This window comes from Nocardia sp. NPDC088792, from assembly GCF_044750615.1.
Classification (GTDB): domain Bacteria; phylum Actinomycetota; class Actinomycetes; order Mycobacteriales; family Mycobacteriaceae; genus Nocardia.
In genome coordinates this window covers 1,695,080-1,710,551 of the sequence record NZ_JBIVKC010000003.1, presented here as the reverse complement: position 1 = coordinate 1,710,551, position 15,472 = coordinate 1,695,080, and the positions used below count along the sequence as shown (strand labels likewise).

Below are 15,472 nucleotides of genomic sequence, written 5' to 3'. Positions count from 1 at the left end.
CGCAGGAACGCCAGCAGGATGAAGAAGTTGTTGCGGTCGGTGATCTCGACCGGGGCCGGATCCCGCAGCCGGCGCAGCAGATCCGCGCGCCCGGCCGCGGTGAGCGTGTAGACCTGCCGCCCGCCGTCATCGTCCTTGGTGAGCAGTCCCGACGTCTGCAGCCGTTTCAATGCCGGATACAGCGCGCCGTCGCTGACCGGCTTGATGTGGCCGGACAGTCCCGAGATGCGCTGGCGCAACTCGTACGCGTGCATGGGCTGCTCGAACAGGAACCCCAGGATGCTCACCTCCAGCATGCCGCCTTCATCGAGAAACTCGGACTCGGACCCGTAGCGATCATCGGTCACTCGCTGGGCGCGATCAATGCCTACCAGCTGGCCGCGCAACGCCCTGATCTGGTGGAATCCTTTGTCGCGATCGACTTTCCGGCCGAGGCGGGGGACTTCACCAACTCGTGGCTGGACGAACTACCACGACGGTTCGCGAGCCTGGGCCAGATGCACGCCACGATCCAGCGGCTGGCCTCGATCGGAGAACCGTTCCACTTCCTGGAGAGCGCGGTGCAGGACGCGGACGGCTGGTACTTCCGATGGCATGCCGAGGACATCCACGCCAGCAAGCGCGGCGTCATCGGCAGCTGGTGGGACGACTGGACGGGCAGCGCGTGCCCCGCATTGCTGCTGCGCGGTGGGGACAGCGCCGTGATTCCGCCGGAACACGCGCGAGAGATGGTGCGGCGCAGGCCGAATACGGAACTCGTGACCATTGCCGGGGCCGGTCACGACATGTATATCAGCCACCTGGACGAGACCGCCGCGCACATCGGCCGCTTCCTCTCCTCGGCCGCTACTCGCCGCGTTCCGTCCTGACGGGCCGTTTCTCGCCGCGTTCCAGCTGACGGGCGGCTCCTCGCCCCGGCCCGTCTTGAGGGCTACTACTCGCCGTGTTCCGTTCTGGCGGGTCGCTTCTCGCCGGTTCCGGCCCTGACCCGCTTACTCGCCGCTTCGTCCTTGCTGCGTGCGGCGTTCTGTACTCGCGCGGCTATTTGCGGCGCACCCCGCCCACCCAGGTCTGCTGGACCTGGATGGCGCCGAGGTCGGCGGAGCGCGGATCCGCGTCGAGGACCGTGAAATCCGCGAGCAGGCCGGGGGCGAGGCGGCCGCGGTCGGCCAGGCCGTGCTGGCGCGCGGCCTCGCTGGTGTACGCGGCGAGCGCTTCCGTCGGCGTAATGCGCTCGTCCGCGCCGAGCACGCGGCCCGAGGCGGTCCGGCGTTCGACGGCGTCGCGCATGGTCAGCAGTGGGTGCAGCGGGGTGACGGGGGCGTCGTTGTGCAGTGTCACCGAGACGCCGTGGTCGATCAGGCTGCGTGCCGGATCCATTCGCGCGGCGCGCTCCGGGCCCAGGAACAGTTCCACGTGCCGGTCGCCCCACACGTAGATGTGGCGGGCGAACACCGATGCGGCGATGCCCAGCGGCGCCAGGGCGGCGATCTGGTCGTCGCGCAGCACCTGGCAGTGCTGCATGAGCACCGGGACTGTGCTGCCGGTCTTTTCGCGTGCGGCGCGGGTGGCGGCGATGACGGCGTCGGCGGCCGCGTCGCCGTTGGCGTGGATGGCGGCGGGCAGGTTGCGACCGAACGCTTCGACGATGAGGTCGGTGAGTTCGGCTACCGAGGAACGCAATCGACCCGCCGGGCCTTGGGGCGGACCACCCTCGGGGAAGGTGTGATACGGCTCGGTGAGGGCGGCGGTCCAGCCCTGGATGGAACCGTCGGCGAAGCCCTTGACGCCCAAGGTCTGTACCCACGGCGCACGGTTGGGGGCCTTGTCGGCAGCCGTGCGCAAGGCTTGGAGGGTGTCGCCGTTGACCCAGAGTCCGACGCGCACTTGCAGATACCGGACTTGGGCGAGGGCGTTGTATGCGGTGACCAGCGCCGGGGTGGCCGCGGCATCGAGTGCGGTGGTGACGCCGACGGACAGGGCCGCGGAGGTCGCGGCGTCGAGCACGCCCAGCAGAGCGGTCGGATCCAGCGTCGGCAGTGCGGAATTCAGCGTCGCCGACGCGGCGGTCTCGTAGAGGATGCCATTCGGAGTGCCGTCGGGATTGCGGCCGTACTTGCCGCCGGCCGGATCCGGAGTGGCGGCGGTGATGCCGAGTTTGGCCAGGCCACGGGAATTCACCATGGCCAGGTGGCCGGAATCGTGCACCACAAGTAGCGGTCGGTCGGGGACGGTGGCGTCGAGTTCGGCCAGGGTGGGGAAGCGGCGTTCCCGGATGCCGGTGTCGTCGAACTGCTGCCCGAGCACCCAGACCAGATCGCCGATACCGGGATGGGTCGCCGCCTGCGTGCGCAGCCGGTCGAGGACCTCGGCGATGGAGTCCACCGAACCCAGCGGTGGCGCAGCCAGATTCGCGGTCAGTGTGCCCACGCCGATACCCAGGAAATGCCCGTGCGGATCGATGAATCCCGGTGTGGCGACCTGCCCGCCGAGATCGGTGACCTCGGTGCCACCGCGCTGCCGCAGTGCATCCTGCACCTCGGAATCGGTGCCCAGTAAGGCGATTCGATCGCCTTCGAGCAGCATGGCGGTGGTATCGGGTTGTGCGGGATCCATGGTGACGATGGTTCCGTTGATTACGGCGCGGACCGATGCGGGCGCGGGATCGAGCGCGCGAGGTTCGGCCGCTGCCGTGGCGGGACGCAGGGCCGCTGTCAGCCCCGCGGTCGCGGTGAGCGCGCCGGCGAAGCGGAGGGCGTCGCGGCGGGTGAATCGATCGGCCCGGAACCAGGGGAGCGGCTCGCACCCGTCACACATAAATCCCTACCTCCCAGCTGCAGTCTCACTGCAACTTAGCAAGCAAAGGTAAGGACCACGGCGGCGGGATCTCCGGCCGATCAGTTCCGGCGGCGGATGGAAGCTTCCACGAGATCGAGGACGGCTTCCAGATTGTCATTGGCGTGACCGGAAGCGATGCGGGCGATGAGGCCGTCGAGCACCAGGTCCAGGAAGCCGAGCAGCACCTCGGTGGGGACGTCGTCACGCAGGGCGCCCGCGGCCTTGCGGCGTTCCAGGCGGGCCACGGTGGCGGCGGTGAGCTCCTCGGAGCGCTCTTCCCAGTTGGCCCGGAATTCGGGATCGTTGCGCAGGCGGCGGGCGATCTCCAGGCGGGTGGCGAGCCAGTCGAAATCCTCTGGGCGCGCGAGCATGTCACGCATGACCTGGATCAGGCCCTGGTTGGCGGCGACCTCGGCCATGCGGGCGGCGTCTTCTTGTGCGAGCGCCAGGAACAGGGCGTCCTTGTCGCGGAAGTGGTGGAAGATCGCACCCCGCGACAGACCTGTCGCTTCTTCGAGGCGGCGCACGGTGGCGCCCTCGTAGCCGTATTCGGCGAAGCAACGGCGCGCGCCATCGAGGATCTGGCTGCGCCGGGCGGCGAGGTGGTCGTCACTGACCTTGGGCACTGGGCTCCTCCGAAACGTGTTGTGCGGGTTCTCCATAACGATCATGGGACCGAAACGGAGAACCCGCACTTGCGACGAGCGAAGCGATCCGCGAACGGATCGCGTGGTAGGTGAGGGCCGAGTCCGGGGACTACAGCCATCCTCCGCCACTTCGTCCCGGCTTCGAAACAGCCCTTCGATAGCCGGGACGCTGCGGTTTTTTCTAGCCGCGCATCATGGGGATCATCCCCGCGCGTGCGGGGAACGGCATCAGCCGCGGATCATGTTGCGCAGCACGAACTGCAGGATGCCGCCGTTGCGGTAGTAGTCCGCCTCACCGGGGGTGTCGATGCGGACGACCGCGTCGAACACGACCTTCTCACCGTTCACCTTGGTGGCGGTGACCTTCATGGTCTTCGGAGTCACACCCTCGTTCAGCTTGGTGATGCCCTCGATGTCGAAGGTCTCCGTGCCGTCCAGCTTCAGCGACGCGGCCGACTCTCCGGCCGGGAACTGCAGCGGGACAACGCCCATGCCGATGAGGTTCGAGCGGTGGATGCGCTCGAAGGACTCGGTGATGACGGCCTTGACGCCCAGCAGGCGGGTGCCCTTGGCGGCCCAGTCACGCGAGGAACCCGAGCCGTACTCCTTGCCGCCCAGCACGACCAGCGGGATGCCCGCGGCCTGGTAGTTCTGCGAGGCGTCGTAGATGAAGGCCTGCGGGCCACCCTCCTGGGTGAAGTCACGGGTGTAACCGCCCGAGACGTCGTCCAGCAGCTGGTTGCGCAGCCGGATGTTGGCGAAGGTGCCGCGGATCATCACCTCGTGGTTACCGCGCCGCGAACCCAGCGAGTTGTAGTCCTTGCGGGCCACACCGTGCGAGTCCAGGTACTGCGCGGCCGGGGTGCCCGGCTTGATCGGACCGGCCGGGGAGATGTGGTCGGTGGTGACCGAATCACCCAGCAGTGCAAGCACGCGCGCGCCCTTGATGTCCTCGACCGGAGCCGGATCCATCGACATGCCGTCGAAGTACGGCGCCTTGCGGACGTAGGTCGACTTCTCGTCCCACGCGAAGGTGTCGCCCTCGGGGGTGTTCAGGCCCTGCCAGCGCTGGTCACCGTCGAAGACGGTGGCGTAGGAGCTGGTGAACATGTCGCGGCTGATCGCCGACTTGATGGTGTCGTCGATCTCCTGCGGGGACGGCCAGATGTCCTTCAGGAACACATCCTTGCCGTCGGTGTCCTGGCCCAGCGGGTCGACCTCGAAGTCGAAGTCCATGGTGCCCGCGAGCGCGTAGGCGATGACCAGCGGCGGCGAGGCCAGGTAGTTCATCTTCACGTCGGGGGAGATGCGACCCTCGAAGTTGCGGTTACCCGACAGCACGGCGGTGACCGAGAGGTCGTTGTCGTTGATCGCGGCCGAGATCTGCTCGGGCAGCGGGCCGGTGTTGCCGATGCAGGTGGTGCAGCCGAAGCCACCGACGTAGAAGCCCAGCTTCTCGAGGTACGGCCACAGGCCGGCCTTCTCGTAGTAGTCGGCGACGACCTGCGAGCCCGGGGCCATGTTGGTCTTGACCCACGGCTTGGACGCGAGGCCCTTCTCGACCGCGTTGCGGGCCAGCAGCGCCGCGCCGATCATGACCGACGGGTTCGAGGTGTTGGTGCAGGAGGTGATGCCCGCGACCACGACGGCGCCGTGATCGAGCACGAAGTCACCGCGCTCGGGATCGGAGACCTTGATCGGCTTGGACGGACGCCCGGCATTGCCGTTGGCGGCGTTGGGAACCCGGGTCTCGTCGTTGGCGGTGCCCGAGGCGACCGGATCGCTGGCCGGGAAGGACTCCTCGATCGCCTCGTCCAGCGCGGTGTGCGGGACCGGGTCGTTGGTGTAGGTGCGGATGTCCTTGCGGAAGGCGGGCTTGCTCTCCGACAACAGGATCCGGTCCTGCGGGCGCTTCGGGCCGGCGATGGACGGCACCACGGTGCTCAGGTCCAGCTCCAGGTACTCCGAGTACGCGGGCTCGTGGTCGGCGTCGTGCCACAGGCCCTGTTCCTTGGCGTACGCCTCGACGAGCGCGAGCTGCTCATCGCTGCGGCCGGTGAGGCGCAGGTAGTTGATGGTCTCCGCGTCGATCGGGAAGATCGCTGCGGTGGAACCGAATTCGGGGCTCATGTTGCCCAGGGTGGCGCGGTTGGCGAGGGGCACCTCGGCGACGCCCTTGCCGTAGAACTCGACGAACTTGCCGACCACGCCGTGCTTGCGCAGCATGTCGGTGACGGTGAGCACCACGTCGGTGGCGGTGACGCCGGGCTTGATCTCACCGGTCAGCTTGAAGCCGACGACGCGCGGGATCAGCATGGAGACCGGCTGGCCGAGCATGGCGGCCTCGGCCTCGATGCCGCCGACGCCCCAGCCCAGCACGCCCAGGCCGTTGACCATGGTGGTGTGCGAGTCGGTGCCGACGCAGGTGTCGGGGTAGGCCTGGCCGTTGCGGACCATGACGGTGGGGGCCAGGTATTCGATATTGACCTGGTGGACGATGCCGACGCCCGGCGGGACGACCTTGAAGTCGTCGAAGGCGCCCTGACCCCAGCGCAGGAACTGGTAGCGCTCGCCGTTGCGCTGGTACTCCAGGTCGACGTTGCGCTCGAGGGCGTCGGCGGTGCCGAACACGTCGAGGATGACCGAGTGGTCGATGACCATGTCGGCGGGGGAGAGCGGGTTGACCTTGCTCGGGTCGCCGCCGAGGGCGGTGACGGCCTCACGCATGGTGGCCAGGTCGACGATGCAGGGGACACCGGTGAAGTCCTGCATGATCACGCGGGCGGGCGTGAACTGGATTTCGGTGTCGGGCTGGGCGTTCGGGTCCCAGTTGGCGATCGCGCGGACGTGATCTGCCGTGATGTTCGCGCCGTCCTCGGTGCGAAGCAGGTTCTCGGCGAGGACCTTGAGGGCGTAGGGCAGCTTCTCGGTGCCGGGGACAGCCTTGAGGCGGAAGATCTCGTAGGAGTTGCTTCCGACCTCGAGGGTGCCTTTGGCGCCGAAGGTATCGATACTCGTCACGTTCAGCTCCACTCGTCTGTGAATGGGGGCCACCGGCGGGGCTGTGCCGATGGCTCTCGTCGGGGCGCGAGGCCCCGTCCGGGTTCCGACCCTAACAGTACGCTTGTCCTGTGAGCACATCGGGAGGGGGTGCGACCGGGGTGACGGGCAACTTCTGCGTGGCGCGGTGAAGTGATACGACAAGTTGTGCCGTACTGTGCCTTCGTGACCGTCTCGCACACCTCGGTTTTCACGCCCATGAAGGCGGAACTACCGCCGAACACCGATCTGAAGGCCATCATCGCTGATCTGGCCGAGGATCACGTGTCTGCCCCCCAGGGTAAGAACAAGGATGGCCTCGTCGCCATCGCCACTGACGCGCGCGAGCACGGTATCCCCCTGGACATCATTGTCGTACAGGGCAATCCGGGCATCGAAGCAAATCTGCGTGATCTCGCGACCGAGGTCGGTACGACCGAGCACGGCACCGTGGTCGTCTTCAGTGACGACTGGGTCGGTACCTACAGTGATCAGTTCACACGGGCGCGGCTGGAGTGGGCCGAGGACAAGGCCAAGTACCACGGGCCCGATCACACGACGGATGCGGCGCGGACCTTCGTGGACCGGCTCGAACAGCCCGAGGGCGTGTCGTGGACGGTGATCGTCCTGGTGCTTCTCGGTGTGCTGATTGCCGTGATCGGTGGTCTGTACGTAGTGAAGTCGCGGCGCGCGGCGGCGGGGTCGACCGCCGGCGGCCCGCATTCTCCGGTCGCCTGACCAAGTTTCGTTCGCTGCACCCTTGCTGACACCCGGAAGGTTTTCCGGGTGCTCGGCTGTCGTGTCGTGCGGGAATTCGCTGCGCGAGCAGGCAACATGATGGCTATCCACGAATTACACGAATGTGATTGTGGCGTGGCGATCTCTCCCTATCCTTGACGTGCCGTACGGTTTCGCGTTGGCACGGTTGGGGATGAAGTGCCGGATGGGACTCCAGGGAGGTGCGATGCGACAACCGATGATGCGGGGACGCCGCTCGTTACGGGTCGCTACAGAGTTGCTCGTAGCGGTAACGGTGCTGGCCATAGGAATTGCCAGCGGACATGCCGTGCCACCGCCGCCGCCCAACCCCAGCGACAGCGACCTCAACAACGCCGGCGCGCAGGTCGACGCCGGAGTCGGAGAAGTGGGCGCGCTCATCAACCAGGTCGCCGCCGCCGAACAGCAGCTGCAGCAACTCGACGACGCCGTCGCCGCGCGCCGCGAAGCGGTCAACAAGGCACTCGTGGACCTACAGGTGGCCCGCGACGCCGCCGACGCCGCCGCGCGCACCGTCACCCAGTGCAAGACCGACCTCACCGACGCGGGCACGAAAGTCGATGCGGCGCACCGCGACTTCAACAAATACGTGGCCCAGGTCTACATGCGCCCCGGCTCCACCTCGCTGATCAACTACATGGCCGCACCGACCCCCGAAATCGCACTCAACCGCGCACAAGTACTGGTCATCGCCTCCAAGAGCCAGCAGCAAGTAGTGGACGGCCTGCGCCACGCCCAGGTCGACCAGGCCAACAAGACCTCCTCCGCCAAACAAGCCCAGCAGGCCGCCGACGCCGCCGCAGCCGACGCCGAAGCCAAGAAAGCCGACGCCCAGAACGCGGTAGCCGCCGCCCAAACCGCCTTCGACCAGCAAGCCTCCCAACGCAACAACCTTGTCTCCCAGCGCGATTCGGCCCAGCAACGCCTCGACACGGCCCGCGCCACAGTGGTCGGCCTGCAGAGCCAGCGCGATACGTTCACCGCCTGGGATCAGCAACGCCGTGCCGAGCAAGCCGCCGCCCGCGCCGCAGCCGCCGCAGCCGCCACCCGAGTCAAAGCCGACCGCGATTCCGCCGAACGCGCCTCCGGCCTCGCCCAGGGCCAACGCCCCCACACCCAGCTCGACAACGCACCACCACCCACAACCCCCCGCGGCGGCACACCGAACCGCCCCAGCGGCAACCGCTCCGACCTCGTCGAAATAGTGGTCGACCGAGCCATGTCCGAACTCGGCGTCGACTACGCCTGGGGTGGCGGCGACGAGGACGGCCCCACCCTCGGCATCCGCGACGGCGGCGTAGCCGACCGCAACGGCGACTACGCCAAATCCGGCTTCGACTGCTCCGGCCTCATGATCTACGCCTTCGCCGGCGTAGGCGTCTCCCTACCGCACTACAGCGGCTACCAATACAGCATGGGCACAAGGATTCCCGTCGGCGACCGCGAACGCGGCGACATGCTCTTCTGGGGCCCCGGCGGCAGCGAACACGTAGCCCTCTACGTCGGCAACGGCAAAATGGTCGAAGCCCCCCAATCCGGCGACGTAGTCCGCGTCTCCTCCGTCCGCGAAGACGGCATCATGCCCTACGCAATCCGCATCATCTCCTGACCGGCCACAAATCGGCTTCGGCCGGCACAACCAGCCGCTGTCAGTTGTCGGCGACGACGCCCGCATCCACATCGACATCATCACCGCCGACACGACCATCCATTTTGACGACGGTCGGACTGTCACCTTGGTCCGACTCGCGTCCAACCCTGATATCGCCCACCCTGTACTGGTGTGCGACAAGGACATCACCGGTGACTGCCGCAGCTCCGGCTGCGCGCGCGTCACCATCGACACCCGCAATCTCGGTATAGATGCATGACCGTCACTGATGTGGGCCGGGCGCCGTTGCGGTTGTATCTGAGCTCCAGGGCCCTTGCGCTGACCGGCGGTTCGGTTGCCGAGGCGGTGATTCCGCTTGTCGTGGTCCTCACCCTGGGCGGAGGGACCACGGCGGTGGGTGCGGTCACCGCGATCACGCTCGTCGTCAGCCTGGCAACCCGCATCCCGATTTCGGCGTGGGTCGATACCCGGCCCCATCAGATCCGGCTGCAGGCATACAGCCAGCTCACCGCGGCAGCGACTGCGGCGGTGATCCCTGTGTTGTGGTGGACTGGGGGGCTGTCGATCGTGACCCTGCTGGTCGCGGTGGTCCTGGTCGTGCTGGCGAAAACGCTCGTCTCGGCCTGCGGGCACGGCACTGTCAACCAACTCGTCCCCGTCGCCGATCGAGTGCGTGCCATCGGCACCCTCAACAGCTTGTCCAGCGCGGCAGATATCGTCGGTCAAACTGGTGGCCCGGCACTGCTGAAGCTGTTGCCGGCGCCACTGATTCTGCTGGCCGACAGTGCCATGAATGCGACCTCGGCAATCCTGGTCCGTCGGCTCGCGCGATTCGAGACGACCCCACCGCTGCATTCAGCCGACACCGACCTCGACGCAGACGGGCCGCCACAGAGTTCGCTCATACAGATTGCGCGTCAAGTCATTTCGAGCGGCCCGGTCCAGCTGTTGTGGCTCTCGGGCATCGCGGGCTCGGTCATCGCCCCGGTGACTCTCGTCTATCTCATCCGCACGCTCGGCGTCGATGCCGCGCTGGTCGGTGTCCTCTACGCTTTCGGCGCGGTCGGCGGTATCGGCGGCGGTCTGCTCGCGCATCGAGTCTTGACTCGGTTGCAGATGTGGCCACTCATCGCAGTGTCGAGCTTGCTCTCTGCCGGGGCTGCAGGCTCCCTATTAGCCGCCTCGCACCTGCCGTACCTGGTTTATCCACTGGTCATCGTGTTCGAACTATTGTCGGCGTTCGCCGGAACCCTGCTGGTGGCAGCGGTTTACGGTACCTTGCAGACTCGCACCGGCCACACACAGATCGCCCGCGTCATGTCGATCGCCAGCACCGGCATGGAAGGACTCGCCCTGCTCGGCATCGGCGCCGGCACCCTCATAGCCGCACGATGGTCCGAACATGCCGCGATCATGACCGCGACCATCGGATACCTCGCTATCAGCCTGATGGCGCTGACAGCTGTCTTCGGTACCCGCATCGATCCCGAGACCCCCTGAGCGCAGAACCCACCCATACGATATCGGTGACTTGACTGCGCTCGCAGTCATCTACCTCGTCTCGCGACGGGGCGATGAGCGCAATCCGCATCATCTCCTGACCATGCCGCTCGATGGGGTCTCAGTTGCGATGGATTGAATTCTGTTGTCGCATAAGTGAGTTCACATGCGATCCGGAATTCACCGGAATCAGGTGACGCTGGTTCACCGGGTCGGTCGCGACTCTGGAGGGCATGACCTTCACCGTGGATCTGCATCATCATGTGCTGCCGGACTTCTTCTGGCAGGCGACCAATGAGGGCGAGCATCCGGTGGGGGGTATCGCGCCGCCGGTGTGGACGCGGGAGGGGGCGCTGTCCTTTCTCGACGATGCAGGCATCGATATTGCGGTCACGTCCATCAGTACGCCGGGGGTGCATCTTGGTGATGATGCGGCGGCGCGGGGGTTGGCTCGGCGGTGCAATGAGTTTGCTGCCGGGCTGATTCGCGATCATCCGGATCGGTATGCGGGTTTTGCGTGCTTGCCGTTGCCTGATGTCGAGGGTGCGCTGGCTGAACTGTCCTATGCGCTGGATGTTCTCGAACTGGATGGTGTGATCCTGTTCAGTAACAGTCGCGGGATCTATCTCGGGGATCCGCTGTGCACACCGATTTTCGAGGAGTTGCAGCGGCGGCGGGCGGTGGTGTTCGTGCATCCGAATCCGTCGCCGGACAGCAGTGGGCACACCTCGATACTTCCGGATTCGCTCATCGATTTTCCGGTCGACACCACGCGTGCGGTTGCGCGACTGCATTACAGCAATACTTTCGCCCGCACTCCCGACGTCAAGTTCATCTTCTCGCATGCCGGGGGAGCGGTGCCGTTTCTGGCGGGACGGTTCGCGATTGTCGATGCGATGAATGTCGTTGCGGGAGCCGAGGAACGGGGGAGCGCGGCCGACACCTTTCGGCGCGTGTACTGGGATACGGCGCTGTCGTGGGGTGATCCGGTGTTGCGGATGCTGCGTGAGGTGGTGGGGATCGATCATGTCGTGTTCGGTTCCGACTACCCCTATCTGCGCAGGGATCTCGCGGTGCAGTGCCGTCAGGCCCTGGAATCCACGTCCGAACTTACTGCCGCCGAACGGAGCTCGGTGTTGAGTGGCACGGCGCTCGAGCTGCTCCCGCGGCTGGCGAAGCTTCACCCGGCCCAACGATAGTGATTTGGAGAGTGTTTCATGACCGACATTGATCAGTCCGGTTCATCGGCTGGTGCGGCTCGCAGTTATCGGTGGTATGCGGGCGGTGAGTGGCGTGATGCCCCGGATGTCTTCGACGATTTCGAGCCTTACACCGGCAAGGTCTTCGCCCATGCCCCGAATTGCGGGCCCAAGGAAGCGAAGATCGCGATTCAAGCCGCCGCCGAGGCGTTCCCAGCCTGGGCCGAGACTCTGCCGGTGGAGAAAGCGCGGCTGTTCTTCAAGGCCGCGGAGATTGTCCGCCGCCGGCGCGATGAGATCGCGATGATTCTCGCCCGGGAGACCGGTAGCACCTTGCCTTTCTCGGTATTCCAAATGGATCTCGTGGCCTCCACTTTGGAGCCGGCGGCGAATTGGGTGTATCTGCCGAAGGGTGAAGTGCTGCAGACGAATCTGCCTCGGACGCATTCGATCGGCATCCGGCGTCCGCTGGGTGTGGTTGCGAGCTTCACGCCGTGGAACGGCGCGAATATCCTGTCGTGGCGGGCGGTGCTGAATCCGCTGGCCGCCGGCTGCACCGTGGTGGTGAAACCCTCCGAGTACGCGCCGATTTCGGCGGGCGTGATGGTGGCGGAGGTGGCCGATGAGGCCGGTTTCCCACCCGGGGTGATCAATGTGGTCCCGCACGCGCCGGGCGCCGCCGCCGGAATCGCCGACGAGTTCTTCGCCAGCCCCGAAGTGCGGGCGATCAACCTTATAGGCGGCGTGAACACCGCCCGTGTGCTAGCCGAGCGGGCCGGTCGCACCCTCAAGCGCACTGTGCTGGAGCTGGGTGGCTACAACCCGATGCTCATTCTCGATGACGTCGACGTCGACTATGCCGTCCGCATGGCGACTTTCGGCTCGTTCTTCCATCAGGGCCAGATCTGCCTGAACACCCGGAAGATCATCATTCAACGCGGCATCTACGAGGAGTTCCTGGAGAAGTTCGTCGCGCGCACCGAAACGCTCCCGTCCGGCGATCCGCTGGATCCGCGCACGATCATCGGCCCGCTCGTGCATCAGGGTGCGGTTGACTTGATGGACAAGCGAATTGCCGAAGCGGTGGCGCTGGGCGCGACAATCCGGACAGGCGGGACACACGACGGGCTGGTCTATAAGCCGACGATCCTGACCGGAGTGCCCTACGAGGCGGCGGTGTCCAATGAGGAGACGTTCGGCCCGCTGGTGATCGTAGAACCCGTCGATACGCCCGAAGACGCCGTGGCAGTAGCCAATCGCGTCCAGTACGGCCTCACCTCGAGCATCTTGGCGGGCGACACCTACAAGGCGTTCGAACTGGCCCCGAAGATCCTGCACGGCATCGTGAACGTCAATTCCCCGACCGTGAACGACGAGATCCACGCCCCCATGGGCGGCGTCCGCGACAGTGGCTGGGGCCGTACCGGTCCCGACAGCATTGCCGACTTCACCGATGTGATCTGGATCAACGCCACCACCGCCGAACGCCAATTCCCCTTCTAGCGCCCGCCCGCACACGGCAAACTGGGACCGGTCACCCTCTCGAGCCTCGACCCGAACGGAGACCGGCCCCATGTCCGATGTCAACAAGCACAACCTGGTGTACTTCGAAAACCCGTCCATGCGAGGCCTTTACGACACCATCGAGGAGTGGCAGCAGTCCAACAACCGCCGCTTCCTCTCCCTGAGCGTCCAGCAGGACCGCGGCAACTACTGCTGCATAGCCCTCACCAACCCCGCCGAGGTCGTCATCACCAGCGTCGACGGCCACAATCACGCCAGCGTCAACCGTTTCGGCCTCCTCGCGGTGGACACCCAGCAATAACCTGTCGGGCCGACCGCGCTGTTCGGCTACAACCAGCCTGCGGCGCGGCGAACCTGTCGCGCTACGTCGACCGGTGACAGGCCGGACGTATCCACCACGACATCGTCGAGGGCCGCGGCATCCAACACTGCCGACAGTTCGCCGAATCGCGCCAGATGCCATGCCAGTCCCTCGGGGTCACCGGCGTGCCTGCGGCGCAACCGTTCCTCGGCTTGTGCGGGGTCCAACGTCAGCCGGGCCACCATCAAACCGTCGGCATTGGTCGCCTCCACATACCGGCTGACGTCGTGCGGTCGTTCGATCACGCCGGCGAGGATCAGGCGTTTCGCCCCCGCCGCACGGTAATTCGCTGCCATCGCCGCGAGGTTCGCCAGCTCCAGCTCGAGGTTGAACGGGTCATGGGCGGGGGCGGGCCAATACTGGCGAATGAAATCCAGGTCGATTACCGCATGCGGGGTGTGTGCGGCTTCTTCCAGTCCCGCAATGGCTTCGGCGACCGTGCTCTTGCCGACGCCGACGGTGCCGTTCAAGAACACTGTGTCGATAGCCGTCATGGCCGCGATTCTTTCATCGAGTGTGGTGGCGGCCCGCAGCGGTTGAGGCTAGCGTGGCGGCGTGAATTTCATCAGTGGGGGATCAGTGATCGATGAACGTCCGTTGGCCGGGTGGGGGCGGACCGCATCTTCTGTGGCGCAGGTGCTTTCGACACCCGATGTCGAGGTGGTCGCGAAAGCGGTGAGCGCGGCGGGTCCTCGTGGAGTTATCGCGCGCGGTTTGGGGCGCAGCTATGGGGATCCGGCGCAGAACGGCGGCGGCCTGGTCATCGATATGACCGCTTTCGACCGGATTCACAGCATTGATCCGGACAGTGGCATTGTCGATGTCGACGCAGGCGTCAGCCTGGACACCTTGATGAGAGCCGTGCTGCCGCAGGGACTGTGGGTTCCCGTGCTGCCGGGTACGCGGCAGGTTACCGTCGGTGGGGCGATCGCCTCGGATATTCATGGCAAGAACCATCATTCGCACGGCAGTTTCGGCAATCACGTAGTGTCGATGGATCTGCTGACCGCCGATGGCGCCGTGCGCACGCTCACCCCCGAGGGTGCCGAGTCCGAGTTGTTCTGGGCCACGGTCGGTGGCATGGGGTTGACCGGGATCGTGGTGCGGGCGCGAGTGCGCATGAAGCACACGGAAACCGCCTATTTCATCGTCGACAATGACCGCACGAACAACCTCGACGAGACGATGGAGCTGCTTACCGGCGGTTCGGATGACGGCTACGAGTATTCGATGTCCGTGCCGGACACCATCAGCATCGATGGCAAGCTCGGTCGAGCCGCCTTCAGCCGCGGCTCGTTGGCGAAGCTGGATCAGTTGCCGCCGAAGCTGCGCCGCGATCCGCTGAGATTCGATGCACCGCAACTGTTCACGGTGCCCGACATTTTCCCCAGCGGCCTGGTGAACAACCTCACCATCCGTCTCGCCGGCGAGGCGGCATACCGGTTCTATCCGCAGCATGCGCGCGGCAGTATCCAGAATCTGACGCAGTTCTACCACCCGCTGGACCTGCTGGGCGAGTGGAATCGCGCCTATGGCCGCCGCGGTTTCCTGCAATACCAGTTCTCCATGCCCTACGGTGCCGAGACGCAATTGGCCGCCGCCGTCAAAGCCATCGCCCATTCCGGCCACCGTTCGTTCCTGAACGTGTTCAAGCGCATGGGTCCCGCCAACCCCGCCCCGCTGTCCTGGCCGCACCCCGGCTTCATGCTCAGCCTCGACTTCCCCCTGAAGCCGGGCCTGGGCGAGTTCTGCGCCCGCCTCGATCAGCGCGTCCTCGACGCGGGCGGTCGCCTCTACTTCGCCAAGGACTCCCGCACCACCCCGGAAATGGTCCGAGCCATGTACCCCCGCCTCGAGGAATGGCGCCGCACCCGCGACGCGGTGGACCCCGATCGCATCTTCGTCTCCGACCTCGCCCGCCGCCTGCAACTCATCGAGGACGCCGGTAAGAGTCACTGAGGCGGGGCAGGGGTCG

At 66.1% G+C, this 15,472-nt stretch carries 12 protein-coding genes and 1 pseudogene; 8 read left to right on the top strand and 5 right to left on the bottom strand.

Going from position 1 to position 15,472, the window contains the following annotated elements:
• Positions 1–137: 137 nt before the first annotated feature.
• Positions 138–254, bottom strand: a pseudogene (locus tag ACIP5Y_RS26065) (PadR family transcriptional regulator); the annotation flags it as partial.
• Between ACIP5Y_RS26065 and ACIP5Y_RS26060 the strand changes: the two are divergent.
• Complete coding sequence (locus tag ACIP5Y_RS26060) at positions 207–869, top strand: alpha/beta fold hydrolase (protein WP_400353630.1); 663 nt, start codon at positions 207–209, stop codon at positions 867–869. The pseudogene ACIP5Y_RS26065 and the gene ACIP5Y_RS26060 sit on opposite strands and share 48 nt — an antisense overlap.
• A gap of 172 nt (positions 870–1,041) precedes the next feature.
• Here ACIP5Y_RS26060 and ACIP5Y_RS26055 read toward each other — a convergent pair whose 3' ends face one another.
• The 3 genes from ACIP5Y_RS26055 to ACIP5Y_RS26045 form a co-directional block, all read right to left on the bottom strand.
• Entirely contained in the window at positions 1,042–2,817 is a 1,776-nt protein-coding gene (locus ACIP5Y_RS26055) for an amidohydrolase (RefSeq protein WP_400353628.1), read from the bottom strand.
• An 80-nt stretch (positions 2,818–2,897) separates the two neighbouring features.
• On the bottom strand, positions 2,898–3,464 hold the full coding sequence (locus ACIP5Y_RS26050) for a TetR/AcrR family transcriptional regulator (RefSeq protein ID WP_400353626.1): 567 nt from the start codon (positions 3,462–3,464) through the stop codon (positions 2,898–2,900).
• A gap of 249 nt (positions 3,465–3,713) precedes the next feature.
• Complete coding sequence (locus ACIP5Y_RS26045) at positions 3,714–6,506, bottom strand: aconitate hydratase (RefSeq protein WP_400353624.1); 2,793 nt, start codon at positions 6,504–6,506, stop codon at positions 3,714–3,716.
• A 204-nt stretch (positions 6,507–6,710) separates the two neighbouring features.
• Between ACIP5Y_RS26045 and ACIP5Y_RS26040 the strand changes: the two genes are divergently transcribed.
• The 6 genes from ACIP5Y_RS26040 to ACIP5Y_RS26015 all read left to right on the top strand — a co-directional run bounded on the left by ACIP5Y_RS26040 (position 6,711) and on the right by ACIP5Y_RS26015 (position 13,437).
• Complete coding sequence (locus ACIP5Y_RS26040) at positions 6,711–7,262, top strand: DUF6676 family protein (protein ID WP_400353622.1); 552 nt, start codon at positions 6,711–6,713, stop codon at positions 7,260–7,262.
• 226 nt (positions 7,263–7,488) lie between these two features.
• The gene (locus ACIP5Y_RS26035) at positions 7,489–8,910 is read left to right on the top strand and encodes an NlpC/P60 family protein (protein WP_400353620.1); all 1,422 of its coding nucleotides are present in this window, start codon (positions 7,489–7,491) and stop codon (positions 8,908–8,910) included.
• A gap of 258 nt (positions 8,911–9,168) precedes the next feature.
• A complete protein-coding gene (locus ACIP5Y_RS26030) occupies positions 9,169–10,413 on the top strand; it encodes an MFS transporter (RefSeq protein WP_400353618.1) in 1,245 nt (414 codons plus the stop codon).
• 233 nt (positions 10,414–10,646) lie between these two features.
• Positions 10,647–11,612: an amidohydrolase family protein gene (locus tag ACIP5Y_RS26025; protein ID WP_400353616.1), complete on the top strand. Its 966-nt coding sequence runs from the start codon at positions 10,647–10,649 to the stop codon at positions 11,610–11,612.
• 18 nt (positions 11,613–11,630) lie between these two features.
• Complete coding sequence (locus ACIP5Y_RS26020; RefSeq protein ID WP_400353614.1) at positions 11,631–13,115, top strand: aldehyde dehydrogenase family protein; 1,485 nt, start codon at positions 11,631–11,633, stop codon at positions 13,113–13,115.
• A gap of 70 nt (positions 13,116–13,185) precedes the next feature.
• Positions 13,186–13,437 (top strand): hypothetical protein, encoded by a 252-nt coding sequence (locus ACIP5Y_RS26015; RefSeq protein WP_400353613.1) that lies wholly within the window; start codon positions 13,186–13,188, stop codon positions 13,435–13,437.
• A 26-nt stretch (positions 13,438–13,463) separates the two neighbouring features.
• Here ACIP5Y_RS26015 and ACIP5Y_RS26010 read toward each other — a convergent pair whose 3' ends face one another.
• Complete coding sequence (locus tag ACIP5Y_RS26010; protein WP_400353611.1) at positions 13,464–13,991, bottom strand: hypothetical protein; 528 nt, start codon at positions 13,989–13,991, stop codon at positions 13,464–13,466.
• Positions 13,992–14,076: 85 nt separating this feature from the next.
• Here ACIP5Y_RS26010 and ACIP5Y_RS26005 point away from each other — a divergent pair, with 85 nt between their 5' ends.
• Entirely contained in the window at positions 14,077–15,456 is a 1,380-nt protein-coding gene (locus ACIP5Y_RS26005) for an FAD-binding protein (RefSeq protein WP_400353901.1), read from the top strand.
• Positions 15,457–15,472: the final 16 nt, after the last annotated feature.

What these genes read in the sequence shown, in the direction of transcription:
- ACIP5Y_RS26055 (WP_400353628.1), bottom strand. Translation starts at nt 2,817, where the DNA reads ATGTGTGACGGGTGCGAGCCGCTCCCCTGGTTCCGGGCCGATCGATTC.
- ACIP5Y_RS26035 (WP_400353620.1), top strand. Translation starts at nt 7,489, where the DNA reads ATGCGACAACCGATGATGCGGGGACGCCGCTCGTTACGGGTCGCTACA.
- ACIP5Y_RS26030 (WP_400353618.1), top strand. Translation starts at nt 9,169, where the DNA reads ATGACCGTCACTGATGTGGGCCGGGCGCCGTTGCGGTTGTATCTGAGC.
- ACIP5Y_RS26025 (WP_400353616.1), top strand. Translation starts at nt 10,647, where the DNA reads ATGACCTTCACCGTGGATCTGCATCATCATGTGCTGCCGGACTTCTTC.
- ACIP5Y_RS26020 (WP_400353614.1), top strand. Translation starts at nt 11,631, where the DNA reads ATGACCGACATTGATCAGTCCGGTTCATCGGCTGGTGCGGCTCGCAGT.
- ACIP5Y_RS26015 (WP_400353613.1), top strand. Translation starts at nt 13,186, where the DNA reads ATGTCCGATGTCAACAAGCACAACCTGGTGTACTTCGAAAACCCGTCC.
- ACIP5Y_RS26010 (WP_400353611.1), bottom strand. Translation starts at nt 13,991, where the DNA reads ATGACGGCTATCGACACAGTGTTCTTGAACGGCACCGTCGGCGTCGGC.